Raw genomic sequence first — 20,730 nt, forward strand, 5'->3', positions numbered from 1 at the left:
CATTATGAAGCGGGCTCGGAGGGTCCGCAGATCAGCAGGTTGGCGTGGTCGTCGATCCATTGGCCTTCGACCAGCATCGTCAGCAGGCTGCGGTCGAGGCCGCGCGGAGTGCGGTAGTCGATGTCCTCGACGCAGGCCTGCTGGCGCAGCTTGGCGTATTGCAGCCGCTTCGACAGCCGCTTGTCGCGTCGTAGCGAAGCTTCGCGCTCCAGCAGCAACGCGAGCCATTCGGCGTGTCCGAGGCTTGCGGCGTCACCGCCGGCTTCGATGTCGGCGAAGGCCTTGGCCATGCCGTGAAGGCCGAGTTGATGGAGTTGATCGAGGGTCGGATGATTGAGCAAGACGAGATCTCCTAGTTGTAGTAGCGCGGCCCGTGGATGTTGGGATGGAGGATCGGCGCATCGTCCGCGGACCGCTTTTGCGAAGGACGCCGATCGAGATTGTTGGCGAGGATCGATTTGACCGAGCCATAGGTGCGCGCGCCGATATCGATCGCTCGCATGGCGGCGGCATCGAGCCGCTCGCGGCCATAGGACCGGGTGAGCCGGATGATGCCGAGACAGGCCCGAAAGCCCTGCTCAGGGTGCGTGCGTTCATCGAGGATCAGGTCGCACAGCGCCGCAGTGGCCGACCCGATCGCGGCGGCATCCTGGCGGATGCGCTCGATGGTCCAGCCGGCGTAGCGCCGATGACTGGACGCCATGTGTTCCGGCACGGTGGTGTGCTTGTGGTTGCCGCTCATGCGCTGATGCGCGGCGATCCGCTCGCCCTTGTGGAAAATCTCGACGGTGCGGGCGGTGAAGCGCACCTCGACCTCTGCGCGAACGAAGCGATGCGGGACGCTGTAGTAATGTGCCTCGACCTCGACGTGATAGTCGATGCTGACCCGGCAGATCCGCCACTCGGCAAACACGTAAGGGCTCTCCGGCAACGCCATGAGCGCGGGCCGGTCGATCTCCTCCAACAGCTTGCGGCGGGTCACCCCGAGCCGCCGGATCGGCCGTTCCTCGTTGAGCCGGGTCAGCAGCTCGGCGAGCGCCGCATTGACCTCGGCGAGGCTGTAGAAGGTCCGATGGCGCAGCCGCCCAAGCAACCAGCGCTCGACCATAAGGACGGCCTGTTCGACCTTCGCCTTGTCCGGTGGCCGCCGCGGCCGGGCCGGCAGAATGGCGGTGCCGTAATGCGTCGCCATGTCGGCGTAGCTGCGGTTGATCTGGGGATCGTAGAGGCAGGCCTTGATCACCGCGACCTTGGTGTTGTCGGGCACCAGCAGCGCCGGCACCCCGCCGATCGCCTCGAAGGCGCCGACATGGCTGCCAATCCAGTCGGCCAGTCCCTGCGTCCACGTCGCCTGCGCGTAGGTGAAGCTGGACGCGCCCAGCACCGCGACAAAAATCTGCGCGGCGCGCCGCTCGCCAGTGCGCCGGTCGATCACCACCGGCACCCCGTCGCCGGCATAATCGACGAAAAGCTTGTCGCCGGCCGCATGCGACTGGCGCATCGTCACCGACAGACGGCCTTCCCAGGCGCGGTACAGCTCGCAAAACCGCGAATAGCGATATCCGCCGGGTTCGCCGGCGATGTACTCCTCCCACAGGATCGACAGCGTCACGTGCTTGCGCTTGAGTTCGCGATGCACCAAAGCCCAGTCTGGCTCCCTCTGCCGCCGATGGCCCCGCCGGGTGCCGGCACCGGCTCCCGCACCAGCGAACAGCCGGGCCTCCAGCTCTGTGTCGGTGACGTCGTCGGACAATGGCCAACTCAGCCCGGCCGCCTCGAACCGGCGGATCGTCAGCCGTACCGTGGACGGCGCCGTCCCCATCCGCCGCGCAATCTCCCGGGTCGGCATCCCGGCCATCTTCAATCTGATCACATCACGCACATGACGCATCGCAAGCCTCTCCGTCGGCATCCAGATCCCCCTTTGCAAAGCCGAAAGGCGGGATCGTATCGGAGCCAGAAGAGGCCACGTCACCCCGGGCGACATCATCCCGGAAGGGTGGGCGAGATCATCTCAGAATGATGGGCGACGTCAAATCGGAACGGCGGGCGAGATCATTCCGGAAGGGTGGGCGACATCGAGCGGAATCAGCATTCGACCCTCTCACCCGCCATTGCGGCCCAGTATGAGGTGCTGCGTATGGCAGCTCTCGGCGAAGCGCTGCCGCCTACGGCCCGCAGTGGCCTCATGCTTTTTCTGCGCCGGGGCATGTGGGGGTGGGCGCAGACGTTGGCCGCCGCGGGCTCTGTTCAACAGTCAGTTGCATCGCGTACTCCACCAGTGCCGCGTAACGAGCGCACAGCTGTCGTTTACGTGCTCGCGACAATGGCGATGAGCACACTCGAGCGGAGAACGCCATGAGGGAGTCCCTCAAAGTCCAGCCTCACCACCTCGAACGGGATGCCTACCTCTACATTCGCCAGTCCTCGATGCGACAAGTCGTTGAGAACGTCGAGAGTACAAAGCGGCAATATGCGCTTCGCGGACGCGCAACTGCCCTCGGCTGGCGCGACGAGCAAATCATCGTCGTTGACAATGATCAGGGCGAGTCCGGCGCATCGGCCGCCTGGCGCGAGGGTTTCCAGCGGTTAGTCAGCGACGTCGGCATGGGGCGCGCCGGATCGTCATGGGCCTGGAGGTCTCCCGGCTCGCGAGGAACAATGCCGACTGGCAACGTTTGCTGGAGATCTGCGCGCTGGCCGACACCCTGATCCTCGACGAGGACGCGTGTACGATCCGACAAGTTTCAACGACCGGCTCCTGCTCGGCCTCAAGGGAACAATGAGCGAGGCTGAGTTGCACGTGATCAAGGCACGGCTACGCGGCGGGATCCTCAATAAGGTGAGACGCGGCGAGTATCGCTGCACCCTTCCAACCGGCCTGATCTATGACCAATCCGGCAACGTGAGGCTCGATCCCGACACGCAGGTCAGTGAGACGATCGCCCATTTCTTTGACACGTTCTCTCGCGTGGGCTCTGCATGCCAAACCGTCAAAGCCTTTCGCAAGGATGGCCTTCTGTTTCCCTCGCGTCTGCGCAACAGCCAGACAACGGTCTTTCGGCCATTGACCGCATCGACGGCAATACGCGTCTTGAACAAGCCACGCTACGCCGGCTGCTACGTCTATGGACGGCGGCGCTATCGACGAGCCATCGACGGCAAGAAGATCGTGCAGCGGAAGCGTGACCACGATGATTGGCTGGCCTGCATCCCAAATGCTCATCCCGGCTACATCAGCTGGGAACGATTCCAGGAGAATCTCAAGATTCTCGAGACCAATGGTGGGGATACGAGGTGGCGCGCGCATCGCCTCCGCGAGAAGGTACGGCGCTGCTGCAAGGACGGGCAGTATGCGGACTGTGCGGTAAGCACTTCCGTCTCCGCTACACTGCCCGGCGTGGACGGCTGGATGCCTGGTACGTCTGTGATCGCGCTCACGGCTATCGCGGCGAACCAAACTGTCAGTCAATCGCCGGGCCTCCGATCGACAACGCCATCGGCATGCTGATTGCCGAACAGATGACGCCGGCCGCCGTCGAGTTGACGCTCGAGATCCGCAGGGAGATCGAAGTCCGGTATGAGGAAGCAGACCGGTTGCGCTGTCGCGCGATCGAACGGGCCCAAATCGAAGCCGATCTCGCCCAGCGCCGCTTCATGTTGGTCGACCCAAACAATCGTCTCGTCGCCGACACGCTCGAAGGTGAATGGAACGAGAAGCTCCGCGTGTTGGCCAAAGCCCGCGAAGATCGAGAGCGCGCACGAGTGCAAGATCAGCTCATTCTCGATGAAGCTGTTCGCAAGCGGCTGATCGCAATGACAGTCGACTTCAACAAGCTTTGGGCAGATCCGGATACGCCGGACCGCGAGCGCAAACGGCTGCTCGCCCACATCATCGAGGATGCCACCCTCATCAAGATGCCGGCGGAGGGCACCACCAAGATTCACGTCCGCTTCAAGGGCGGCAAAATCCAAACGCTTTCCACTATGAGCCCAAAATCATCGGCGCAGCAGGTGAAGACGCCGCCCGGTATCGTCGAATTGGTCGATAAGCTCCTCGACAAACACATCTATTCGGAGATCGCCGAACTCCTCAACGAGCAAGGATATCGCCCGGGAGGATCAGCGCGGCGCGGCCGCCACGGCGCCCGCTTCACAGCCTCGCTAGTCGCCTATCTCGTCCATCGGGACGGCCTGCGCTCGCGCTATGACCGACTGCGAGATCGCGGAATGCTGACAAAACGAGAAGCGGCTGCGCGCCTAAACATCCACGAAACGACGCTCGCCAGGTGGGCTGAAAATGGACTCGTCGCCCGGCATGCCTACAATGCGCACTATTGCCTGTACGAGATTCCCGCATCGAACCCGCCGCGCAAGCAATGCAGTCGATGGAATCGTCTTGTCGATCGAGCCGCCCCCTTCAAGACGGCAACGGTGCCAAAACCCTCAACTGAAGCTGAAGGAGCTGTAGTATGAATGCACGTAGTTCCAATACAGCACGAGGCCACTACCATCCCAGACAACGATCTTCACCCGATCAGCGCGCTTCGCACGGAAGACCACCGCCACGCCCTTCATCGGATCGTGGCCCAGCGTCTCCTTCGCCAACAGCGCCAAACCCTCCGCACCTTTTCTGAAGTCCACAGGTTGCGTCGCCACGTAAATCATGAGGCTCGCGGGCGGCATCAGCATGAACCTGTCCGTCGAAGCGCCAAGAACACATCACTCAACACAGCAAGGCCAGGCGCCCCTCGCACCTCAACTCGTGCCCCCTGGAGCTCAACCGTCACAACGGCTGCTTCCGGCGACCCGGTGGGCTCTGCGGCCGCCGGTAACGCCGATTCCGATACCACCGGCACGAACGACAGCGTGTCCGCCGAAGCCGGCAGTACCAACTGGCCCAAACGCGCCCGGCGCCTCCAGTCGTGCACCTGCTGGGGCCGGCACCCATGGCGACGTGCGACATCTGTGACAATCGCCCCCGGCTCGAGACTGTCCGCGGCAATCTGTGCCTTCAAATCGTCCGGCCAGCGCTTTCGACCTGCGCCTGCGTACACTTCGATACGCGGTGACAACGGTCGTCTTATGTCGTCCGAATGGTCGTCCATTGTGAGCACCCTTGCAGAAGATGACTCTTCTAGCGGTGCTCCCAAAAGCGCGCACAGACATTCTGAAGGGCCGCGGCGCTACGCTTACCGTGCACCACACCCGCGGCGTCCACTAACATCTGCCCATAGACGATGAAAGTCCGGGGAGGCAGGTTAGCCACCTGCTTGAGAATCTCTTCCAGAGACAGTTCATTGGAATAAGTAATTTCGAGCTGGCCGGTCAGCGGCTGGAACAGCTTGCGCATCTCCTCCAGCCATAGCTTCTCGATCGGAGAATTCCCGATCACGATGAAAACTTTGGTTGTCTCCGGAACCAACTTTATGATCTGCTCGATAGAGCTTAATGCATCGACAGATACCGAAACCATTGCATCGGTCGCCGCTGCGTTCGAAGACATCTGCTGCGCGAGGGCGGCGTACAAGTTGGGATCGCAGGAAAAATCCTTTGACGGTTCTGCTGAAAGAATCGCGCCGCGGGACCGCCGATCGTCATGATGAGGTCGAGTTTCCGCTCGGAAAACACTGCATTCAAATAAGAGACAAAGGCGTCCTCGTTCCCGTCGGGGAAGCGCGCAGTCGAGAGGGAGGCCTCGAAGATATCGATGGGGTCGGCTGATTGCTGCCTCAACTCCTCCCGGACCTTCCTCGCGTAGTCATCCCAAGGTGAAAAGTCCCGACCAACGGAATGAACAATCAACACGCGCTTCGGCTGGGAGGACGCCGCAACTGTCATCCCCAGGAGCAGGACGATCGAACTGAACAATATGCGAGTTATCATGCGAATAAGGCGACCGTTCACGCGAACATAGCCAGGGGATGTCACCGATTCCTAAAACTCCATCCTACGACTTTGGCGAGGATTGATGGAAGCCATTATGATCGTTCCGCGGATCTCTGACGCCCGCGGCCGTGTGCCCCCCGCAACGGCCGGACATATGACCGCATCGCTCCGATGTGGAAGTCGACCGAAAACGCTTTTGGTGCGCCGGCCGTTCCACATATTGGGGCAAGGCCAGACCTACGGGAGCTGGTAGTGGCGACGAGAGTACGGGTTGAGTAGCCTTGGGGTACTGCAGCACGACCACCACAGCACACCACAGTACACGACCACCACAGTACCAGACTGTCGACGCCAAGTTCTAGGGACCGATCATCTTGCTGCTCGATGCCCTCCACCTTGAGGGCGGGTGTCGGGAGAGGAGGAAACGATCGCATTGTCCAATAAGACATGCTGCGCTCTGGGACGGCGCATGCTGCGCTCTGGGACGGCGTTTGCTCCCAAGATATGCAAAGGACGCGGCGCCGACAACATAAGGGCCTCTCCATGACAGATCTTTCCGAATGGCGAACAAGTCCGAATGTTTGGTTGCTCCAACAGCACAATTTCGGGCGTTCGAGAATACCTGCGCGGCATGGGTGCGTCGGCAATGATCAGAAATCTTGAGGCGTAGTATGGATAGGCCGAATATACTCGATGAAGGTTCGTCGCAGCGGCGCCAGACGGTGGCCCCCGAAACAGAATCGCTTTTTAACGTCCGGAATTTCGCCGCAGCCGCTCATTATGCCGTCGAACGGCTCGCTGGTATGCTGTCGCGCGACGACGTTGAAGGTGTGCACCTCCAAAGACCAGCCGATCTGATGGCGAGCGCCCGGAGTCTCATGACTCCGGCTGATTTGGACGGCTTTGATGCAGCCCGCTTCGCCGACATTCTTGAACTTTATCTTGAAACCTGCATCAAAGTGAACTCACGCGGATATATGGGTCGGCAGTTCAGTTCGGTGATACCGGTCACTGCTGTCTTCGAAATGGTTGCCGCAATGGCTCCGCAGCCAGCCTCCTACTACGAGGCGGGACAGCTCGCCAACATTGCCGACCGGCTCATCGAAGAGGTGTTTGGCCGTTTCATCGGATGGCCACCGGCTAGCTTCGAAATGGTGACGACGTCTGGGGCCTCGCTTGCTAACATGACCGCGGCACTAGTAGCCCGCAACCGCTACGTTTCCGGAAGCTGGAACGGCGGACTCGCGGCCGGCCGCTCAACCCGGCCTGCCATTGCCATTGGCCAGGACGCCCACTTCTCCGTCTCCCGCATAGCCGGCATCATTGGCATTGGCCAGGATCAGGTGATACGGCTGCCGCTCAACGGTCGTCGGCAGATCTGCCTGGAGCGCGCCGCAGTGACCCTCGACGCAGCGGCGGCGCAGGGGCTGGATATCTTTTGCCTGATCGCTTCGGCTGGAACGACCGCGACTGGGGCAAATGATCCGTTGCCCGAACTTGCAGCCCTGGCGAAGCGGTGCGGCGCATGGCTACATGTCGACGCGGCCCACAATGGCGCTTTTCTGGTTTCGGACCGGCTGCGGCCAAGGCTTGCTGGACTGGAGCTCGCGGATTCGTTTTGCCTTGACGCCCACAAGGCCCTGTTCCTCCCGGCCCTTTGCACCTTGCTGTTCTACCGCGAGAAGGGTTTGGCGGAGACCGCGTTTCCTCAGAAGGACAGTTACGTATTTGACCCCTTTGAAGATGAGATGACAGCAGTGCAGAGCGGCGTGAAGAACTTTGAATGCACAAAGCGGCCGGCGATCCTGAACCTGTGGCTGGCTTGGTCACTGTATGGTCGCCGCGCCTTCGCGGATAAGTTGGAGCACCTGGTGATGATGACGGAAGCGGCTCACGATTATTTGGCCGACCAGCCTGACTTCATCGTCCCGTATCGACCAGAATCCAATATCCTCTGCTTCGTCCATCGGCCGCTTGGAGTGTACGGCAATCGGCTGTCGGGCCTGCAACTAGAGTTGCGCAACCGCGTACGGGCGGGCGGGCGTTACCTCTTGTCCAAGGTTGATCTCGATGGACAGACAATGCTCCGCATCGTCCTCATGAATCATCGGATCGGCCAGATTGACATCGAGGGGATCGTGGCGGAGATCCGACGCCATGCCCGCGAGATCCTCGAAAACAACGCCACACAGCGCGAGCAGAACCGGCCCATCCGACTGCAGCCTCAGGAATGAACATGCGCCAGTTCCCCTCTTCTTCCCGCGACTACGCTGGCCGGGTACTGCCGGGCACGACGCTGCATCCGTCCACCGTGGATGACGTGCTGGCTCTACCTTCTTTTCTAACCTCGCTTCTGCGTGCGCAGACCGATGCCCGCTGCAGGATTGACGAATTGTCTCAAGAAAGCCAGGCCGCCATCGTTGAGCGCAGGCTCTCGCAACTTGTCTCCATCTCGCGCATCAATCCGTTGTGGCGCGAGCGCATCGATAGTGCTGTCGGGACCGGTCCGGTGGAAAATTACGAGCAGTTCAAGGCGCTGCCGCTTACTGACAAGGAAGTTTTCCGGCAAATGTTCACGGAAACGCGGCCTGGTATGGTCGTGCCGATCGAGCGCTGCGGCTTTGAAATTGTGGCCAGCGGCGGTACCAGCTGCGGCAATCCCTCGGAAACCGTCTATTCGCTCGCCGAGCTGCAGGACACCTACGGCTGGGCGGGGGATTTCATAGGCAGACACATTATGGCACGTCACCTTATCGGCGTCGGCGCCAAATGGGTAGCCACTACGCTAGCCGACTATCAGATGTGGAGCAGCGGCACCATGGTGGGTGGCGTGCTCCAGAAGATCCCTGGCGTGAACTATATCGGCGCGGGCCCGATGAGCAGAGAAGTCTTCCAGCTCATGATGTCCTATCCGGGGCCGAAGGCGATGATGGGCATTACGCAAAGCATTGCGCTAATGGCCAATTTCGCCGACGGTCTAGCTCGCGAGGTGCGTGACAGCTTCCGGGTCGCCCTGTATGGAAGTGGCGTGCTCACTCCCAGGGTGCGGGCGGATCTCAGAAAAGCCTATCCAAACCTGATCGTACTCAGTTACTTCGCGGCGACCCAGGCGGAAACCATCGGCCTGCAGCTCGATCCGGAAAGCCCCGTCCTGACTGCGGTACCCGGCTTACACCTGGTGGAGGTGGTCAAGCCGGACGGGCAATGGGCCGCAATAGGGGAAGAAGGCGAACTGGTGGTGACGCGCCTGTTTGGTAATGCTGCCCCCGTGCTGCGCTACAAAGTAGGCGATCGAGTCGTCCGTCGCCCGGACTTGCGGTCGGCCGGCCTGAATGCCATGCAATTTGAATATGTCGGCCGCAGTGGCGACTTCATGCATATCGGCGACACGCAGTATTCGGCACCGCAGGCCTTAGCAGCTATCACTGCCGAATTCCGGCAGCGGCAAGTCCTGGACATCGATAGCGTCGCTACCGACATGCAGTTCCAGGTCGACCGCGCGAAGGGGCGGTTGCACTTAGTGATCGGCACGCCGGAAGCCGCATCCCTTTCGACACAGGTGGCCACGCGGCTGGGCCCCGAAGGCTCCTCGCCCTTGATCATTGCGGGTTTGGTCCGATCCCTGTCAGTCTTCAACGCGCTGGAGGCGAACGAGGCAAGTCTGCGTAGCTCCCGCTACAGCTTTGCCATTCGGCTTGTAGATCCACGGAATGCGGATTTGGTCCGCACCGCGTTCGGCAAGGTGCCCCTCGTCGTAGACCGCATTTGAAACGGGAACCAGGACCGCACCCGGCGGGAGAGAAACAATGACACCACTCAACATCCGAGTTTTTGTCGATGTTGTCGATCTGTTGCTTCGCAACACAGTGGACAGCAACGTCTTCATGTTTGACGATGGCTCCTGTCGCAGAGAGGGCCTTGGCACCTCCAAGCTGGTCAGCTCGGTCTGGCCAGGACAACTGGTCCGCTGGAGTTTAACACCGCTAGACGTCCAGACCATGGCTTGGCTGACCGGCGTGTCGTTTGATGGCAACGCTCCAGCGGTAACGGGCGGCGCGCTCCCCTGGACGCTCCACTGGCAGGGATACGCCCCCACTTGGATCCCTCCGGGCTCGCATCATGCCTACCGGCTGACGCTCGTTATGGGCGCCCTGAGTGGGCGCACGGTCAGCATCGAGGGACCGTCTCTTTTCTTCGTGCCTCCACCGCAAGAAGGGGCCTTTCTGGCTCAACCCTCGCCGACTCCTGTCGAGCGACCGCAGAATCCGCTCCAATAGAGGATGACGAAATGCAGATCTCGATTATCACGATCATCGATATCGAGACGGCCCTGAGGGAGGGCACTCTCGATGGAAATGCCTATCTCATCGATAATACGGGGCCGTTCGCCCCCATGACCGGCGCCGGCGTCCGCGTCACGAATGTTCCCGGCGTTTATAATGCCGACGGTTCGCAGGCGATGGAGGCTGTTCTGAACTGGATCACCCTGGGCGTCGCCGAGTTGCCAACGACGCTGCCCCGCAGCTATCCCCACCGCTTCAACACCGCGACCACCGCACGACGGCTGCTGAGCCGCCTCTCCGCTCGCACTCCGGAGGATGTCGCCAACGCGCTGGCCGACCAGAAAGGCGGCATTCGCGTCCCGAAGCTCCTGCAAGTTCGCGACCGCGGTGCGGTTCGCACCTATGACACCCCCCTGCTGAACGCGGCCGGTGAGGTCCTGGAACCGAGCGATTCCACTGCGGCGGCCAGCGTGCCTCCAGTTGTCATCCGCATTCGCGGCGCGGCGGTAGAACACGGTGTTCTTTATCCAGCCCTCTACGGTTCGCCCGATGCGTCGACGGAGGGCTGGTACTGGAGTGCCACTGTTGATACCGCCAAGGTCGGTCGCCACGACTATACAATGGAGGTGGCACTCTACCGCTCCGTTCAGGAGAACGGAGAGATGCTCTGGGAGCCGCAGATCTTCACCATGTCGTGCGGTATTCAGGTTGGCACCGCTCCGAGCGTCAACGGCTTCACTCGCGGCTTCGTACCAGGCCTGCTGCCGATCCTGACCTCCGGACCCTCGTGCAGTGCAGGAGACGCAATATGAAAACGATCAACGTTCGAATGGTCGTGAATGTCGCGGCCGCGTTGGAGGCCGATACGCTCGCTGGCCTTCTCTACATGATCGATGACAACCGTCTCGGCGGCTCGCGTAATCAGGCGACCGCCGAGCTGGCTACGGCGGTGGCACCAGGAGACCGGATCATCTGGACGATATTGCCGATCGAATGCGAAACGCATGCCGCGGTACGAGCTCTCGAACTGCCGGCGGAAATCTGCGAAGTTCGGCGCGAAACCTATCGTGAATCAGATGTCACCTACTGGGTTGGTTCCGTGAAGCAGCCGGTCGGCGACCTACCATATCGCCTGACCTTAGAACTGGGCAGCCGGACGCGGACGCTCGACAAGGGTGCTGACCCCCGCCTCATCGATCCCGCTCTTGAAGATTCCGCCCTTTCCACGCGAGCCAGGAGTTGATGATGGTTACTTCGGCATCCCAGAAGCCTGACGGCCCCACTCTGCCCTCTACCCAGTTAAATATCGTCACGCTCATAGACGTTGCCGGCACCCTCCGGGACGGCGGCCTCAGCGGGAAAACTGGGCTGATGGACAATGGCGGCGACAGTACCGGCAAAGGTACGAACACCTTGCGCACGGTATGCCGCCAGGGCCAAGTCCTGAACTGGCTGATTTATTGTACTGACATGGAAAAGCGTTCGGACGGGAGCTGGCCTCTATTCGCGCGTATCGTGAACATCGTTTTCGTGCTGCCCGACGGCACGCCGCAGCTCCGCAAATTATGTAATGATCTTAAGATTTATGGTGGCCCGGACAAGATTCGTAGTCCGTCGACGCCCTGCTACTATTATTGGGCGGGCTCAGTCGATCTGGAACTGGAGCCCGGGCTCTATCCCTATCGCCTCGTGCTCGAACTCGACACATTCGATCGCAATCGCAAAACCTATTTCAATCTGGATGGACCGGCGCTGCAGGTGGTTCCTCTGAAGGCCTTAGGCGCAACCCATCCAGACACCTAGGATGGATAACAAGCGGTCGGCACCGTCCACTTAATAGATCTACTAAAATCAAGGTGAGGGTCGCTTCACTCGCGTGCCTCTCTGTCGCGCTTCTGAGAATCCCAACCAGACTAGGGTGGAAGGGGGCTTACATCAGCGAACGCTCAGCTCGACAGCGAGTAGGTCTGGCTACAAAGAGCGAAACGATCGAACGCGATAGCTCATGGAATACACATCGCCGATCAGCTCCCGAGGCTGCGCAGGTTAATGCCGATCGACTGCTCGTCTAAAGTTGAAGGGAAATGTACGCATGACTCAGCGCGCTGTCATCGTTGTCGACATCCAAAACGAATACTTCCCATGCGGCAAGCTGCCCCTTGCTGGTATCGAGCAGGCCGCTGCCAATGCGGCCAGGGTCATTCAGGCCGGCCGCGCGAGTGGCGATACGGTCATTTACGTTCAGCACGAAATGCAGGCACCGGACGCCGTTATCTTCACTCCGAACACCTGGGGCGTGGAGATCAATCCCGTTGTCCAGCCACTGCAGCGCGAGGCTCTGCTCGTCAAGCACCATCCCAATGCCTTTCGCGGCACCGACCTGAACCAGCGGCTGGAGGCCGGGGGCGTTAAGGAGGTCGTGATCGTCGGGGCGATGAGCCATATGTGCATCGACGCCACCAGCCGGGCCGCCGCCGATCACGGCTACAAGATCACGATTGTGCACGATGCCTGCGCCACGTGCGATCTGACTTTCGGCGGCATGACAGTGCCCGCCTTGCAAGTACATGCGGCGTTCATGGCCGCGCTTGGCTTTGCATATGGCACCGTCACGACGACCAATGACTATCTTACAAGCTTTGCCGTTTGACGACCGCGGCCCGCCGGCAGCGATTACCACGAACGCATCGTGGCCGTCATGCCTTTAGGGCCTTTCGCCAATGGACGAATTCGCGATGCTTCTCGCCAACCGGTGCAGGACAGAATTCCAGCACCTGCAAAACGAACTCAATCTCGCGACTGGCGCCGGGCCGACCGACATAGCAGCGCTTCAACACGCGGCGCGCCGGATGAGCGGCATCGCAGCCCGCCTGGAAAGTGTAACGCGCGCGATCTCGAACGGTACCGCAAGCGGAGCACATTGAGCGCTCCCCTGAGGGACGCACGGCCCTGTCCACCTCCGTCTAACGGCCGTGGCTACGGCCGGGTCCGGAATCCGGGACTACTCGCGTTCGCATTCGGGATTCACATGCTGCAATGAAGGTGCGCCCGTGACGTCGTTACTGTGAAGCATTCTCGGATAGCTTTTTACGAGGGGCGATCCCCCGCTTCGCCGCGCACCTCAATGGCATCTGCCAGAGAGCTGGCCCCGCAAATTCGGACAGTAGCTTGAGTGGATTTTCTGCCTGACAGCGGCGAGGATTCTTGCCGCGAATCAGGAGCGAAGATGACGAAGAAGAGCCGCCGGACGCATTCTCCGGCATTCAAGGCGAAGGTTGCTTTGGCTGCGGTCAAAGGCGACAAGACGCTGGCGGAGCTGGCGCAACTTTTTGATGTTCATCCGAACCAGATCACGATCTGGAAAAACCAGCTCCTGGAGGGCGCCGCCGGCGTGTTTGGGCATGACAAGACATCGGCCGAGACGCCGGTCGATTTGAAGGCGTTACATGCCAAGATCGGCGAGCTGGCGTTGGAAAACGATTTTTTGTCCGGCGCGCTCACCAAGGCGGGCCTGCTGACCGCAAAGCGATGATCGACCGCGGTCATGATCTTTCTATCGTGCGCCAGGCGAAGGTCCTGAAGCTGGCTCGCAGCACGGTCTACTATGAACCTCGGCCAGTTTCGACCGAGGACCTTGCCTTGATGCGTCGGCTCGATGAGCTGCATCTCGATTATCCCTTCGCGGGAGCGCGTATGCTGCGATCGTTGCTGCGGCGGGAGGGCGTATACGCTGGTCGCCGCCACATCGCGACGCTGATGAAGCGCATGGGGATCGAGGCGGTCTATCGTCGCCCGAACACGAGCAAGCCGGCACCGGGTCACAAGATCTACCCGTACCTGTTGCGCGGATTGAAGATCGAGCGGCGCGACCATGCGTGGGCAATGGACATCACCTACATTCCGATGCGGCGTGGTTTCGTCTATCGCGCGGCGGTCGTCGATGTGTTCAGCCGACGGGTCCTGGCCCATCGCGTCTCGATCACAATGGAGGCGGCCTTCTGCGTCGAAGCGGTCCAGGAGGCGTTGGCGAAGCACGGCAGGCGAGATTTTCAACACGGACCAGGGCAGCCAGTTCACCAGCCTCGAGTTCACCGATGTGCTGCTGAACGCGAAGATCGCCATCATCATTGACGGCAAGGGCGCTTGGCGCGACAACGTGTTTGTCGAGCGGCTCTGGCGCACGGGCCGCGTAGTCCAGCGTGCCTGCGAGGATGGTGTCGTGCAGGCCGAGGCTCCGGCCCGGCTGATCGAGGGCGGCCTGCCGACCGACGCCACGGTCGCCCAGGTTCTGGTGTCCAAATATGCCGATCATCTGCCGCTCTACCGGCAGGCCCAGATCTATGCCCGCCAGGGCATCGCTCTCGATCGATCGACGCTGGCGGACTGGGTTGGGCATGCCGCCTTCCACCTGCGCTCGCTGCATGAGCGCCTTCTCACGATGCTTCGAGCGAGGTCCAAGCTGTTCGCCGACGAGACGACGGTGCCGGTGCTCGATCCCGGTCGAGGGCGCACCAAGACCGGCCAGCTCTGGGCCTATGCCGCCGACGACAGGCCCTGGGGCGGCCTCGATCCGCCCGGCATCGCCTATGTCTATGCACCCGACCGCAAGGCCGAGCGGTTGTTCAGCCATCTTGCCGGCTACAAGGGCGTCCTGCAGGTCGATGGCTACACCGCCTATCCAAAGCTTGCCGAGCGCGGCGAGGTCGAGCTCGCCTTCTGCTGGGTGCACATGCGGCGCAACTTCTACGAACTCGCGACGGCGGGCCCCGCGCCGATCGCAAGCGAGGCGCTGAAGCACATTGCCGCATTCTACGCGATCGAGAAGGAGATCCGCGGCCGCAGCCCGGAGGAGCGCCGTCTCGTGCGTCAGCAGAAAAGCCGACCGCTGGCCGATGCCTTCGAGGCTTGGTTACGCGCCAAGCTGGCTCTCATCAGCCAGAAGATCAAGCTCGCCGCCGCCATCCGCTACGCTCTCTCGCGCTGGCAGGGGCTGACGCGCTTCATCGATGACGGTCGCATCGAGCTCGACAACAATACGGTCGAACGATCGATCCGCGGCATCAAGCTCAGTCGCAAGAACGCGCTGTTTGCCGGATCCGACGGTGGTGCCGAACACTGGGCGGTCGTCGCGTCCCTGGTCGAGACCTGCAAGCTCAACGACGTCGATCCGCTTGCCTATCTCACCGACGTCCTGACCAGGATCGTCAGTGGTCATCCGAACCGCGACATCGACCAGCTATTGCCTTGGGCCTACCGCACTCAGTTCCTCAAAGCCGTGGCCTGATAACGACGCTTACATTTCACCGAATTGCAGCAACGTCCATTCGAAGCCGAATAAGTCGTAGAGGGAAATGCCGTTGTCGAGCCACGCATGGGGTGCCCGACCGCCGGGACATGCGCTCGGCACATAGACATTTGCTGCATCCGGCGGAGCGGCGCTGCCGTGGATATGATGATGGGCGAACCATCGTAGCGCCCGCCGAAGGTGACGCCGGGAACGTTAAATTCGGCGCGCGCGTGCTGGCCTAGATACGCGCCAGCGACGCGTCGCCTCAATACCGGCATCGGTCGCGTCTTCGATCTCTGACGCAGGGGACGAACAGTCCGAGTGAGTCGGCGAATTGCCCCGCGTAGGCGGTGTTGCGGAGCGCCACTGGACGGCGCTCGACATCGCAGCTCGCAAGGAGCGTTGGGGGGTTAACAGCGTTCGAGCTATCGCCAAATTTTGGTGACGGCCGGGGCCGGTCAGGCGGCGGCGGTTGTGGGCTGACGGTCGGTCGGCTTTGCGATGACCTCGATCCCGTTGTTGAATGTCACACCGAGAACGAGTTTTGGCAACTGGTTATGACCGTCGAGACGGCGCCAGCCTTTTTGGGCGCCCTCGATCAGTTTGAAGACCATCGCGAGCGCAGTCCTGTTGGACAGACAGCCCTTCGATCGGATCGTGCGATGGCGCACGGTGGCGAAGGTGCTTTCAATGGGGTTGGTGGTCCGTAAGTGTTTCCAATGCTCGGCCGGGAAGTCGTAGAATGCCAGCAGCGTATCCCGATCCTTGGCCAGGCAGTCGGCCGCCTTGTCGTATTTCAACGCGTAGCTCTCGATGAATGCCTCGAACGCCAGTTCGGCGGCGGCCTTGGTTTCGGCCATCCAGATCTCCTGCAACGCGCGTTTGGCTTTCGGCTGCTGGCTCTTCGGTAACTTGGCGAGCACGTTGGCGGTCTTGTGCACCCAGCAGCGCTGCTCGCGCGTTTTCGGCCAGACCTCGCCGGCCGCCTTCCAGAACCCGAGTGCGCCATCGGCGATGACGAGCCGCGGGGGCACGTCGAGCCCGCGCCGCTTCAGGTCGAGCAGCAGATCACGCCAGTCGTGCGCGCTCTCGCGGGCGCCATCGGTGAAGCCGACCAGTTCCTTGCGGCCTTCCGGCGTCGCGCCGATCAGCACCAGGATGCACTGCTTTTCGTCCTCGAGGCGGGCTTCGAGATGGATGCCGTCGGCCCAGATGTAGACGTAGCGTTTCGCCGACAGATCGCGCTTCTGCCACGCGGCGTGCTCGTCGAACCAGCCGTCCTTCAGGCGGCCGATGGCGGATGCCGACAACCCGGCAGCATCCTTGCCGATCAGCGCCGCCAGCGCCTCGGAGAAATCGCCGGTCGAGATACCCTTCAGATAAAGGATCGGCAGCAGCGTCTCGATCGACTTCGACCGGCGCATGTAGGGCGGCAGGATCGACGGTGAGAACCGGATGCGGCCGGGATCGCCGGCGGCGGCCGTGCGGTCGCGCGCACGCGGCTGGCGGACGGTGACCGGACCGATACCGGTCATCACCTCGCGTTCCGGCAGGTGACCGTGGCGGACGACGCGCTGCTGACCGTCCTGGGTCTTTAAATCGGCATGCTTGTCGAGGAAGTCCGCGACCTCGGCCTCGACCGCCTTGGCAAGCAGCGCACGGGCTCCATTGCGTAAGATTTCGGTGAGTTGATCGTCGAAGAATCCTGGCTGAATCAGTCTGGTGACGTTATCGTTGGGCACGGCATATCGCTCCTTTGGTGGAGAAGTGGAGGCGTCAAGCACCCCCACGATATGCCGCCTTCCCGATTCCCGCCGTCACCAACTTTCGGCGATAGCTCCCGTATGGGTGTTGCGACCGCAATCGTATTCGGCGGGATCTCGATGGCGACCGTTGTTGGCGTGCCGCTCGCGAACCTCGTCGGTCAGGTGAGCGGATGGCGTGCAGCGTTCGGATTAATTGGAGCCATCGGACTGATCACCTCAGCCCTGATGGTGGCAGTTCTTCCGAAAATGGAGGCCGGGACGCCAGCGGGATGGAGAGAGCTTGGATCGGTCTGCCGCAGACATGACCTGCTGGGGATCTATGCCGTAACGGCATTCATGGCGGCGGCGCACTTCGCGGCGTACACATTTATAGAACCATTCCTCAGAGAGATTCCAAATCTTGCCCATGTCATGATTGGCGCGTTATTGTTCAGCTTTGGTGGAGCAGGATTTCTTGGGAACATCCTGGCCGGCGTTCTCATCCACCGATTCACCAAGTCCATCATCACTGCTGGGCCCTGTGTCTGGCGCTCGTTGGCCTTGGATGGTTCGGTCCCCAACTGGGACAGATCGGGTCCTTGTCTTGCTGGTCATCTGGGGCGCCGCCGCCGCGGCGCTGTTCGCGGGACTGCAGACCTGGATCCTGCGCGCCGCCGGTTCGACAATCATGACTGCTGCCGCGATACACTCGGCGGTCATCAATTCAGCCATCGGCTTCGGAGCTGTCCTTGGCGCCCAGATATTGACTGTAGCCGGCGTATCGGGAGTGATGCTGGCCGCCGGTATGGTCGTCATTGTCCCGCTGCTGATAGTGCTACCGCAAGCGGTCCCACAGACTGTTTTGAAAAAAGGGTCGTTGCTTGATGGATGACGCCGCAGCCAGGCGCACAACGCAGATCGCTACTGCCCCCATGACGGATGTCGTAGGTAACATTCTGCTGGTACGCAAGCGTGGGACCGAAAGTTTCATGCAGCACAGACCGAAAGATCGAACGGGGTAAAACACCACGCGAGGCCCTGTCCCAAGAACTGATTGAGGAACTCGGAATCGAAGTGTCCGCCGATGTACCCGAACATCTCGGTCGGTGTCGATCGAGCACTTTCTTGGGCCAATCCAATCGAAGTAGAAAGACGTAAGCTGGCGCTGGCGCAACTCACACGTGAGTATGTGCTGCCCGTTCCCAAGATTCGCTAACGAATGCGACAATACCAAAGCCGGAGATGTGAAGGGCGTACTGGAGGAGTATTTGCGCATATTTTATGCGCCCACATCTTCAGTTGTAGCTGCCTTCTTACGCTTTTAGTGCCAACACAGATGTGGAAGTAATGACAATACTTGTGACGGGTGGCGCCGGGCATTGGGCGGCGCTGATGCTAGCCGTCCTTCTGCGGCGTTGCCGGCGCGCGGCGTAGAGATCAAGCGGTCGGTGTTCACCGATCACGCGGGTCAATCGGCGATCCAGTGTTCATCGAGCAGGCGATGAAGGGGTGCGGACGGTCTTTCATGCGGCGACGCTGCACAAGCGTAAGCGTAGCTCTGCGGCCCTTTTTGATTGGTGCTTGACGCCTATTTTGAGCGCGTGACGCGGCGCCGCGGCTTCCAAATTTCAGACGAAGCGTTGACGGCGGCCTCGAGCGCCTTGCTGACGATGACGTTGGGATCGAAGTGTTCGGGCCCCTCCGGCTTCATGAAACACCCAATCTCGGTGTCCATCAAACCGGCAGCAGCTCACTTCGGCCCGGCGACAGCTACCTAAAGGGGTAGGCCCAGCTCCCGCAACGGAGAGCTATGTTGTGGTTGGTCACATAGGTCCGTTGAGCCCCCAACTGACGATCACCGGATCGACACGCCCTGGTACAACCTGTTTCTCGGAGGACCTCATGTGCCCTGCGCCCCAGTTATCGCGCCCCCATCCGCAGGCGACTCCACGTAGAGCCTATTTGGTCGGAACGGGCATCGCCGCGTTGGCGGCTGCGGCCTATCTCATCAAGGAGGGCGGGCTTATGGGCCCTAATGTGGTGCTGTTCGAGGAGACGGAGCACTTTGGCGGTAGCCTCGATGCAACGGGCAATCCGAAAGATGGCTATTTGATGCGCGGCGGGCGCATGTTCGAGGAGAACTTTAACTGCACCTTCGATTTACTCTCCTTCATTCCCTCGATCGGCGATCCGGCCAAGTCGGTGAAGGACGAACTGATGGAGTTTCATCAGGAGTTCTCCTGGGACGACAAAGCACGCCTGATCTCGGGCGGTGAGATCGTCGACGTGTCTGACCTTGGTTTTACGGAGAAAGACCGACTCGATCTCGTGGCCTTATGCGCAACCCCGGAATCTGTGCTTGGCATTAGGACGATTCAGGACTGCTTCGAGTCCGAGTTCTTCAACAGTAACTTTTGGTTCATCTGGTGCACCACCTTCGCTTTTGCGCCCTGGCATAGTGCGGTCGAGTTCAAGCGCTACTGCCTCAGGTTCCTGCACCTGTTTCCGACCATCGACAGCATGAGGGGGATCTACCGGACCCGGTTCAACCAGTTCGATGCCATAGTTCGCCCGATCGTCGCGTGGTTGACGATGCGAGGCGTGCGGCTGGAGAAGGGGGCGGAGGTCACCGATATTGATGTCTTGATCCAACACGGGCAGAAGACTGCCACGTGCCTACGCTACAAGCAGGGCGGGGAGCATCGCGCTATAGATCTGACGGAGCGAGATCTGGTTTTCATCACGAACGGGTCGATGACATCCGACACCAGCTACGGCTCAATGGACACGGTTCCGGTTCTGAACAGAGAGCGAAACGGCAGCTCTTGGAAGCTATGGGAACGTTTGGCCAGCATAAGCCCGGACTTCGGTCAGCCCGCGGCCTTTGTCTCTAGTCTTGCCAAATCCAAATGGGAGTCCTTCACGGTCACGGGCGATGATTCGACCTTCTTCGATCGGCTTGAAGCCTTCACCGGAAGCAGTGCCGGGCACGGCGGACTAATCACGATCAAGGATTCCAATTGGCTTCTGACCATTGTCCTTAACGCACAGCCACACTATTTCGAACAGCCGAAGAATGTTTGGGTCTGGTGGGGTTACGGGCTGTTCCCAGACCAACCCGGTAACTTCGTCCATAGGCCCATGTCAGAGTGCACGGGGCGTGAGGTCCTTATCGAGTTGCTTTCGCACTTGCGCTTTACGGATAGTATTCCGCACATTCTCGGCAGCTCACGCGTCGTGACCGCGATGATGCCCTACATCACGGCCCAGTTCATGCCACGGACTGGGACGGACCGACCGAAGGTCATTCCCAAGGGATCGCGCAATCTCGCCTTCACCGGCCAATTCTGCGAAATGCCTGACGACGTCGTGTTTACGGTGGAATATTCCGTTCGCGCGGCGCAAACCGCCGTGTTCACCTTGCTCGACGTTAAACGCGGGGTCTCGCCCCTCTACAAGGGCCAGCGTGATCCCGGCATTCTTTTTAGTGCTTGGAAAACGCTGCACCGCCGTTAGCCAACAAACG

Annotated in this window: 17 protein-coding genes and 7 pseudogenes; 17 read left to right on the forward strand and 7 right to left on the reverse strand. The window is 60.9% G+C overall.

Going from position 1 to position 20,730, the window contains the following annotated elements; genetic code table 11:
- Positions 1-17: 17 nt before the first annotated feature.
- Together AB7245_RS07405 and istA are read right to left on the reverse strand one after the other, a co-directional pair.
- A pseudogene (locus AB7245_RS07405) lies at positions 18-341 on the reverse strand (ATP-binding protein); the annotation flags it as partial.
- Positions 342-352: 11 nt separating this feature from the next.
- Complete coding sequence (gene istA, locus AB7245_RS07410) at positions 353-1,891, reverse strand: IS21 family transposase (protein ID WP_439035715.1); 1,539 nt, start codon at positions 1,889-1,891, stop codon at positions 353-355.
- 539 nt (positions 1,892-2,430) lie between these two features.
- Here istA and AB7245_RS07415 point away from each other — a divergent pair.
- The 4 genes and pseudogenes from AB7245_RS07415 to AB7245_RS07430 all read left to right on the forward strand — a co-directional run bounded on the left by AB7245_RS07415 (position 2,431) and on the right by AB7245_RS07430 (position 4,476).
- On the forward strand, positions 2,431-2,712 hold the full coding sequence (locus AB7245_RS07415; protein ID WP_439035716.1) for a hypothetical protein: 282 nt from the start codon (positions 2,431-2,433) through the stop codon (positions 2,710-2,712).
- 70 nt (positions 2,713-2,782) lie between these two features.
- Positions 2,783-3,223: pseudogene (locus AB7245_RS07420) on the forward strand (recombinase family protein); the annotation flags it as partial.
- Between the two features lie 74 nt (positions 3,224-3,297).
- Positions 3,298-3,441 (forward strand): annotated as a pseudogene (locus AB7245_RS07425) (hypothetical protein); the annotation flags it as partial.
- Between the two features lie 63 nt (positions 3,442-3,504).
- Positions 3,505-4,476 (forward strand): hypothetical protein, encoded by a 972-nt coding sequence (locus AB7245_RS07430; RefSeq protein ID WP_439035784.1) that lies wholly within the window; start codon positions 3,505-3,507, stop codon positions 4,474-4,476.
- On the opposite strand, the gene tnpB is transcribed toward AB7245_RS07430, so the two are convergent.
- Genes tnpB through AB7245_RS07445 form a run of 3 tightly spaced genes read right to left on the reverse strand, consistent with a single transcriptional unit; the run spans position 4,447 to position 5,530 of the window.
- Complete coding sequence (tnpB, locus tag AB7245_RS07435) at positions 4,447-4,692, reverse strand: IS66 family insertion sequence element accessory protein TnpB (protein WP_439034100.1); 246 nt, start codon at positions 4,690-4,692, stop codon at positions 4,447-4,449. The two genes, AB7245_RS07430 and tnpB, sit on opposite strands and share 30 nt — an antisense overlap.
- Positions 4,686-5,108, reverse strand: a complete 423-nt coding sequence (gene tnpA / locus AB7245_RS07440; RefSeq protein WP_439034101.1) for an IS66-like element accessory protein TnpA — start codon at positions 5,106-5,108, stop codon at positions 4,686-4,688. Before tnpA ends, tnpB begins: the two co-directional genes overlap by 7 nt.
- A 29-nt stretch (positions 5,109-5,137) precedes the next feature.
- A complete protein-coding gene (locus AB7245_RS07445) occupies positions 5,138-5,530 on the reverse strand; it encodes a hypothetical protein (protein WP_439034102.1) in 393 nt (130 codons plus the stop codon).
- Between the two features lie 1,030 nt (positions 5,531-6,560).
- On the opposite strand from AB7245_RS07445, the gene AB7245_RS07450 reads away from it, so the two are divergent.
- The 10 genes and pseudogenes from AB7245_RS07450 to tnpC all read left to right on the forward strand — a co-directional run.
- Positions 6,561-8,123: a pyridoxal phosphate-dependent decarboxylase family protein gene (locus AB7245_RS07450; protein WP_231145782.1), complete on the forward strand. Its 1,563-nt coding sequence runs from the start codon at positions 6,561-6,563 to the stop codon at positions 8,121-8,123.
- A gap of 2 nt (positions 8,124-8,125) precedes the next feature.
- Positions 8,126-9,658, forward strand: a complete 1,533-nt coding sequence (locus tag AB7245_RS07455; RefSeq protein WP_231145781.1) for a hypothetical protein — start codon at positions 8,126-8,128, stop codon at positions 9,656-9,658.
- Between the two features lie 37 nt (positions 9,659-9,695).
- On the forward strand, positions 9,696-10,166 hold the full coding sequence (locus AB7245_RS07460; protein ID WP_231145780.1) for a hypothetical protein: 471 nt from the start codon (positions 9,696-9,698) through the stop codon (positions 10,164-10,166).
- Positions 10,167-10,177: 11 nt separating this feature from the next.
- Positions 10,178-10,984: a hypothetical protein gene (locus tag AB7245_RS07465; protein ID WP_231145779.1), complete on the forward strand. Its 807-nt coding sequence runs from the start codon at positions 10,178-10,180 to the stop codon at positions 10,982-10,984.
- Entirely contained in the window at positions 10,981-11,415 is a 435-nt protein-coding gene (locus AB7245_RS07470; RefSeq protein ID WP_439034103.1) for a hypothetical protein, read from the forward strand. The genes AB7245_RS07465 and AB7245_RS07470 overlap by 4 nt, the downstream gene beginning before the upstream one ends.
- Before the next feature lie 2 nt (positions 11,416-11,417).
- Complete coding sequence (locus AB7245_RS07475) at positions 11,418-11,975, forward strand: hypothetical protein (protein ID WP_231145777.1); 558 nt, start codon at positions 11,418-11,420, stop codon at positions 11,973-11,975.
- A 289-nt stretch (positions 11,976-12,264) separates the two neighbouring features.
- Positions 12,265-12,822, forward strand: a complete 558-nt coding sequence (locus AB7245_RS07480; protein ID WP_231145776.1) for a cysteine hydrolase family protein — start codon at positions 12,265-12,267, stop codon at positions 12,820-12,822.
- 70 nt (positions 12,823-12,892) lie between these two features.
- Entirely contained in the window at positions 12,893-13,096 is a 204-nt protein-coding gene (locus tag AB7245_RS07485; protein ID WP_231145775.1) for a hypothetical protein, read from the forward strand.
- Between the two features lie 302 nt (positions 13,097-13,398).
- Positions 13,399-14,355 (forward strand): annotated as a pseudogene (locus AB7245_RS07490) (IS3 family transposase); the annotation flags it as partial.
- A 15-nt stretch (positions 14,356-14,370) separates the two neighbouring features.
- Positions 14,371-15,456 (forward strand): annotated as a pseudogene (tnpC, locus tag AB7245_RS07495) (IS66 family transposase); the annotation flags it as partial.
- A gap of 12 nt (positions 15,457-15,468) precedes the next feature.
- On the opposite strand, the pseudogene AB7245_RS07500 reads toward tnpC, so the two are convergent.
- Positions 15,469-15,868 (reverse strand): annotated as a pseudogene (locus AB7245_RS07500) (hypothetical protein); the annotation flags it as partial.
- A 49-nt stretch (positions 15,869-15,917) separates the two neighbouring features.
- Positions 15,918-17,201: an IS256 family transposase gene (locus AB7245_RS07505; protein WP_439034083.1), complete on the reverse strand. Its 1,284-nt coding sequence runs from the start codon at positions 17,199-17,201 to the stop codon at positions 15,918-15,920.
- A gap of 141 nt (positions 17,202-17,342) precedes the next feature.
- Here AB7245_RS07505 and AB7245_RS07510 point away from each other — a divergent pair.
- The 3 genes and pseudogenes from AB7245_RS07510 to AB7245_RS07520 all read left to right on the forward strand — a co-directional run.
- Positions 17,343-17,663, forward strand: a pseudogene (locus AB7245_RS07510) (MFS transporter); the annotation flags it as partial.
- 145 nt (positions 17,664-17,808) lie between these two features.
- Positions 17,809-18,096: a hypothetical protein gene (locus AB7245_RS07515; RefSeq protein WP_439035785.1), complete on the forward strand. Its 288-nt coding sequence runs from the start codon at positions 17,809-17,811 to the stop codon at positions 18,094-18,096.
- Between the two features lie 1,010 nt (positions 18,097-19,106).
- A complete protein-coding gene (locus tag AB7245_RS07520) occupies positions 19,107-20,720 on the forward strand; it encodes an oleate hydratase (protein WP_439034104.1) in 1,614 nt (537 codons plus the stop codon).
- The last annotated feature ends 10 nt before the right edge of the window (positions 20,721-20,730 follow it).

The organism is Bradyrhizobium sp. 604_D8_N2_3, from assembly GCF_051810765.1.
GTDB lineage: Bacteria > Pseudomonadota > Alphaproteobacteria > Rhizobiales > Xanthobacteraceae > Bradyrhizobium > Bradyrhizobium barranii.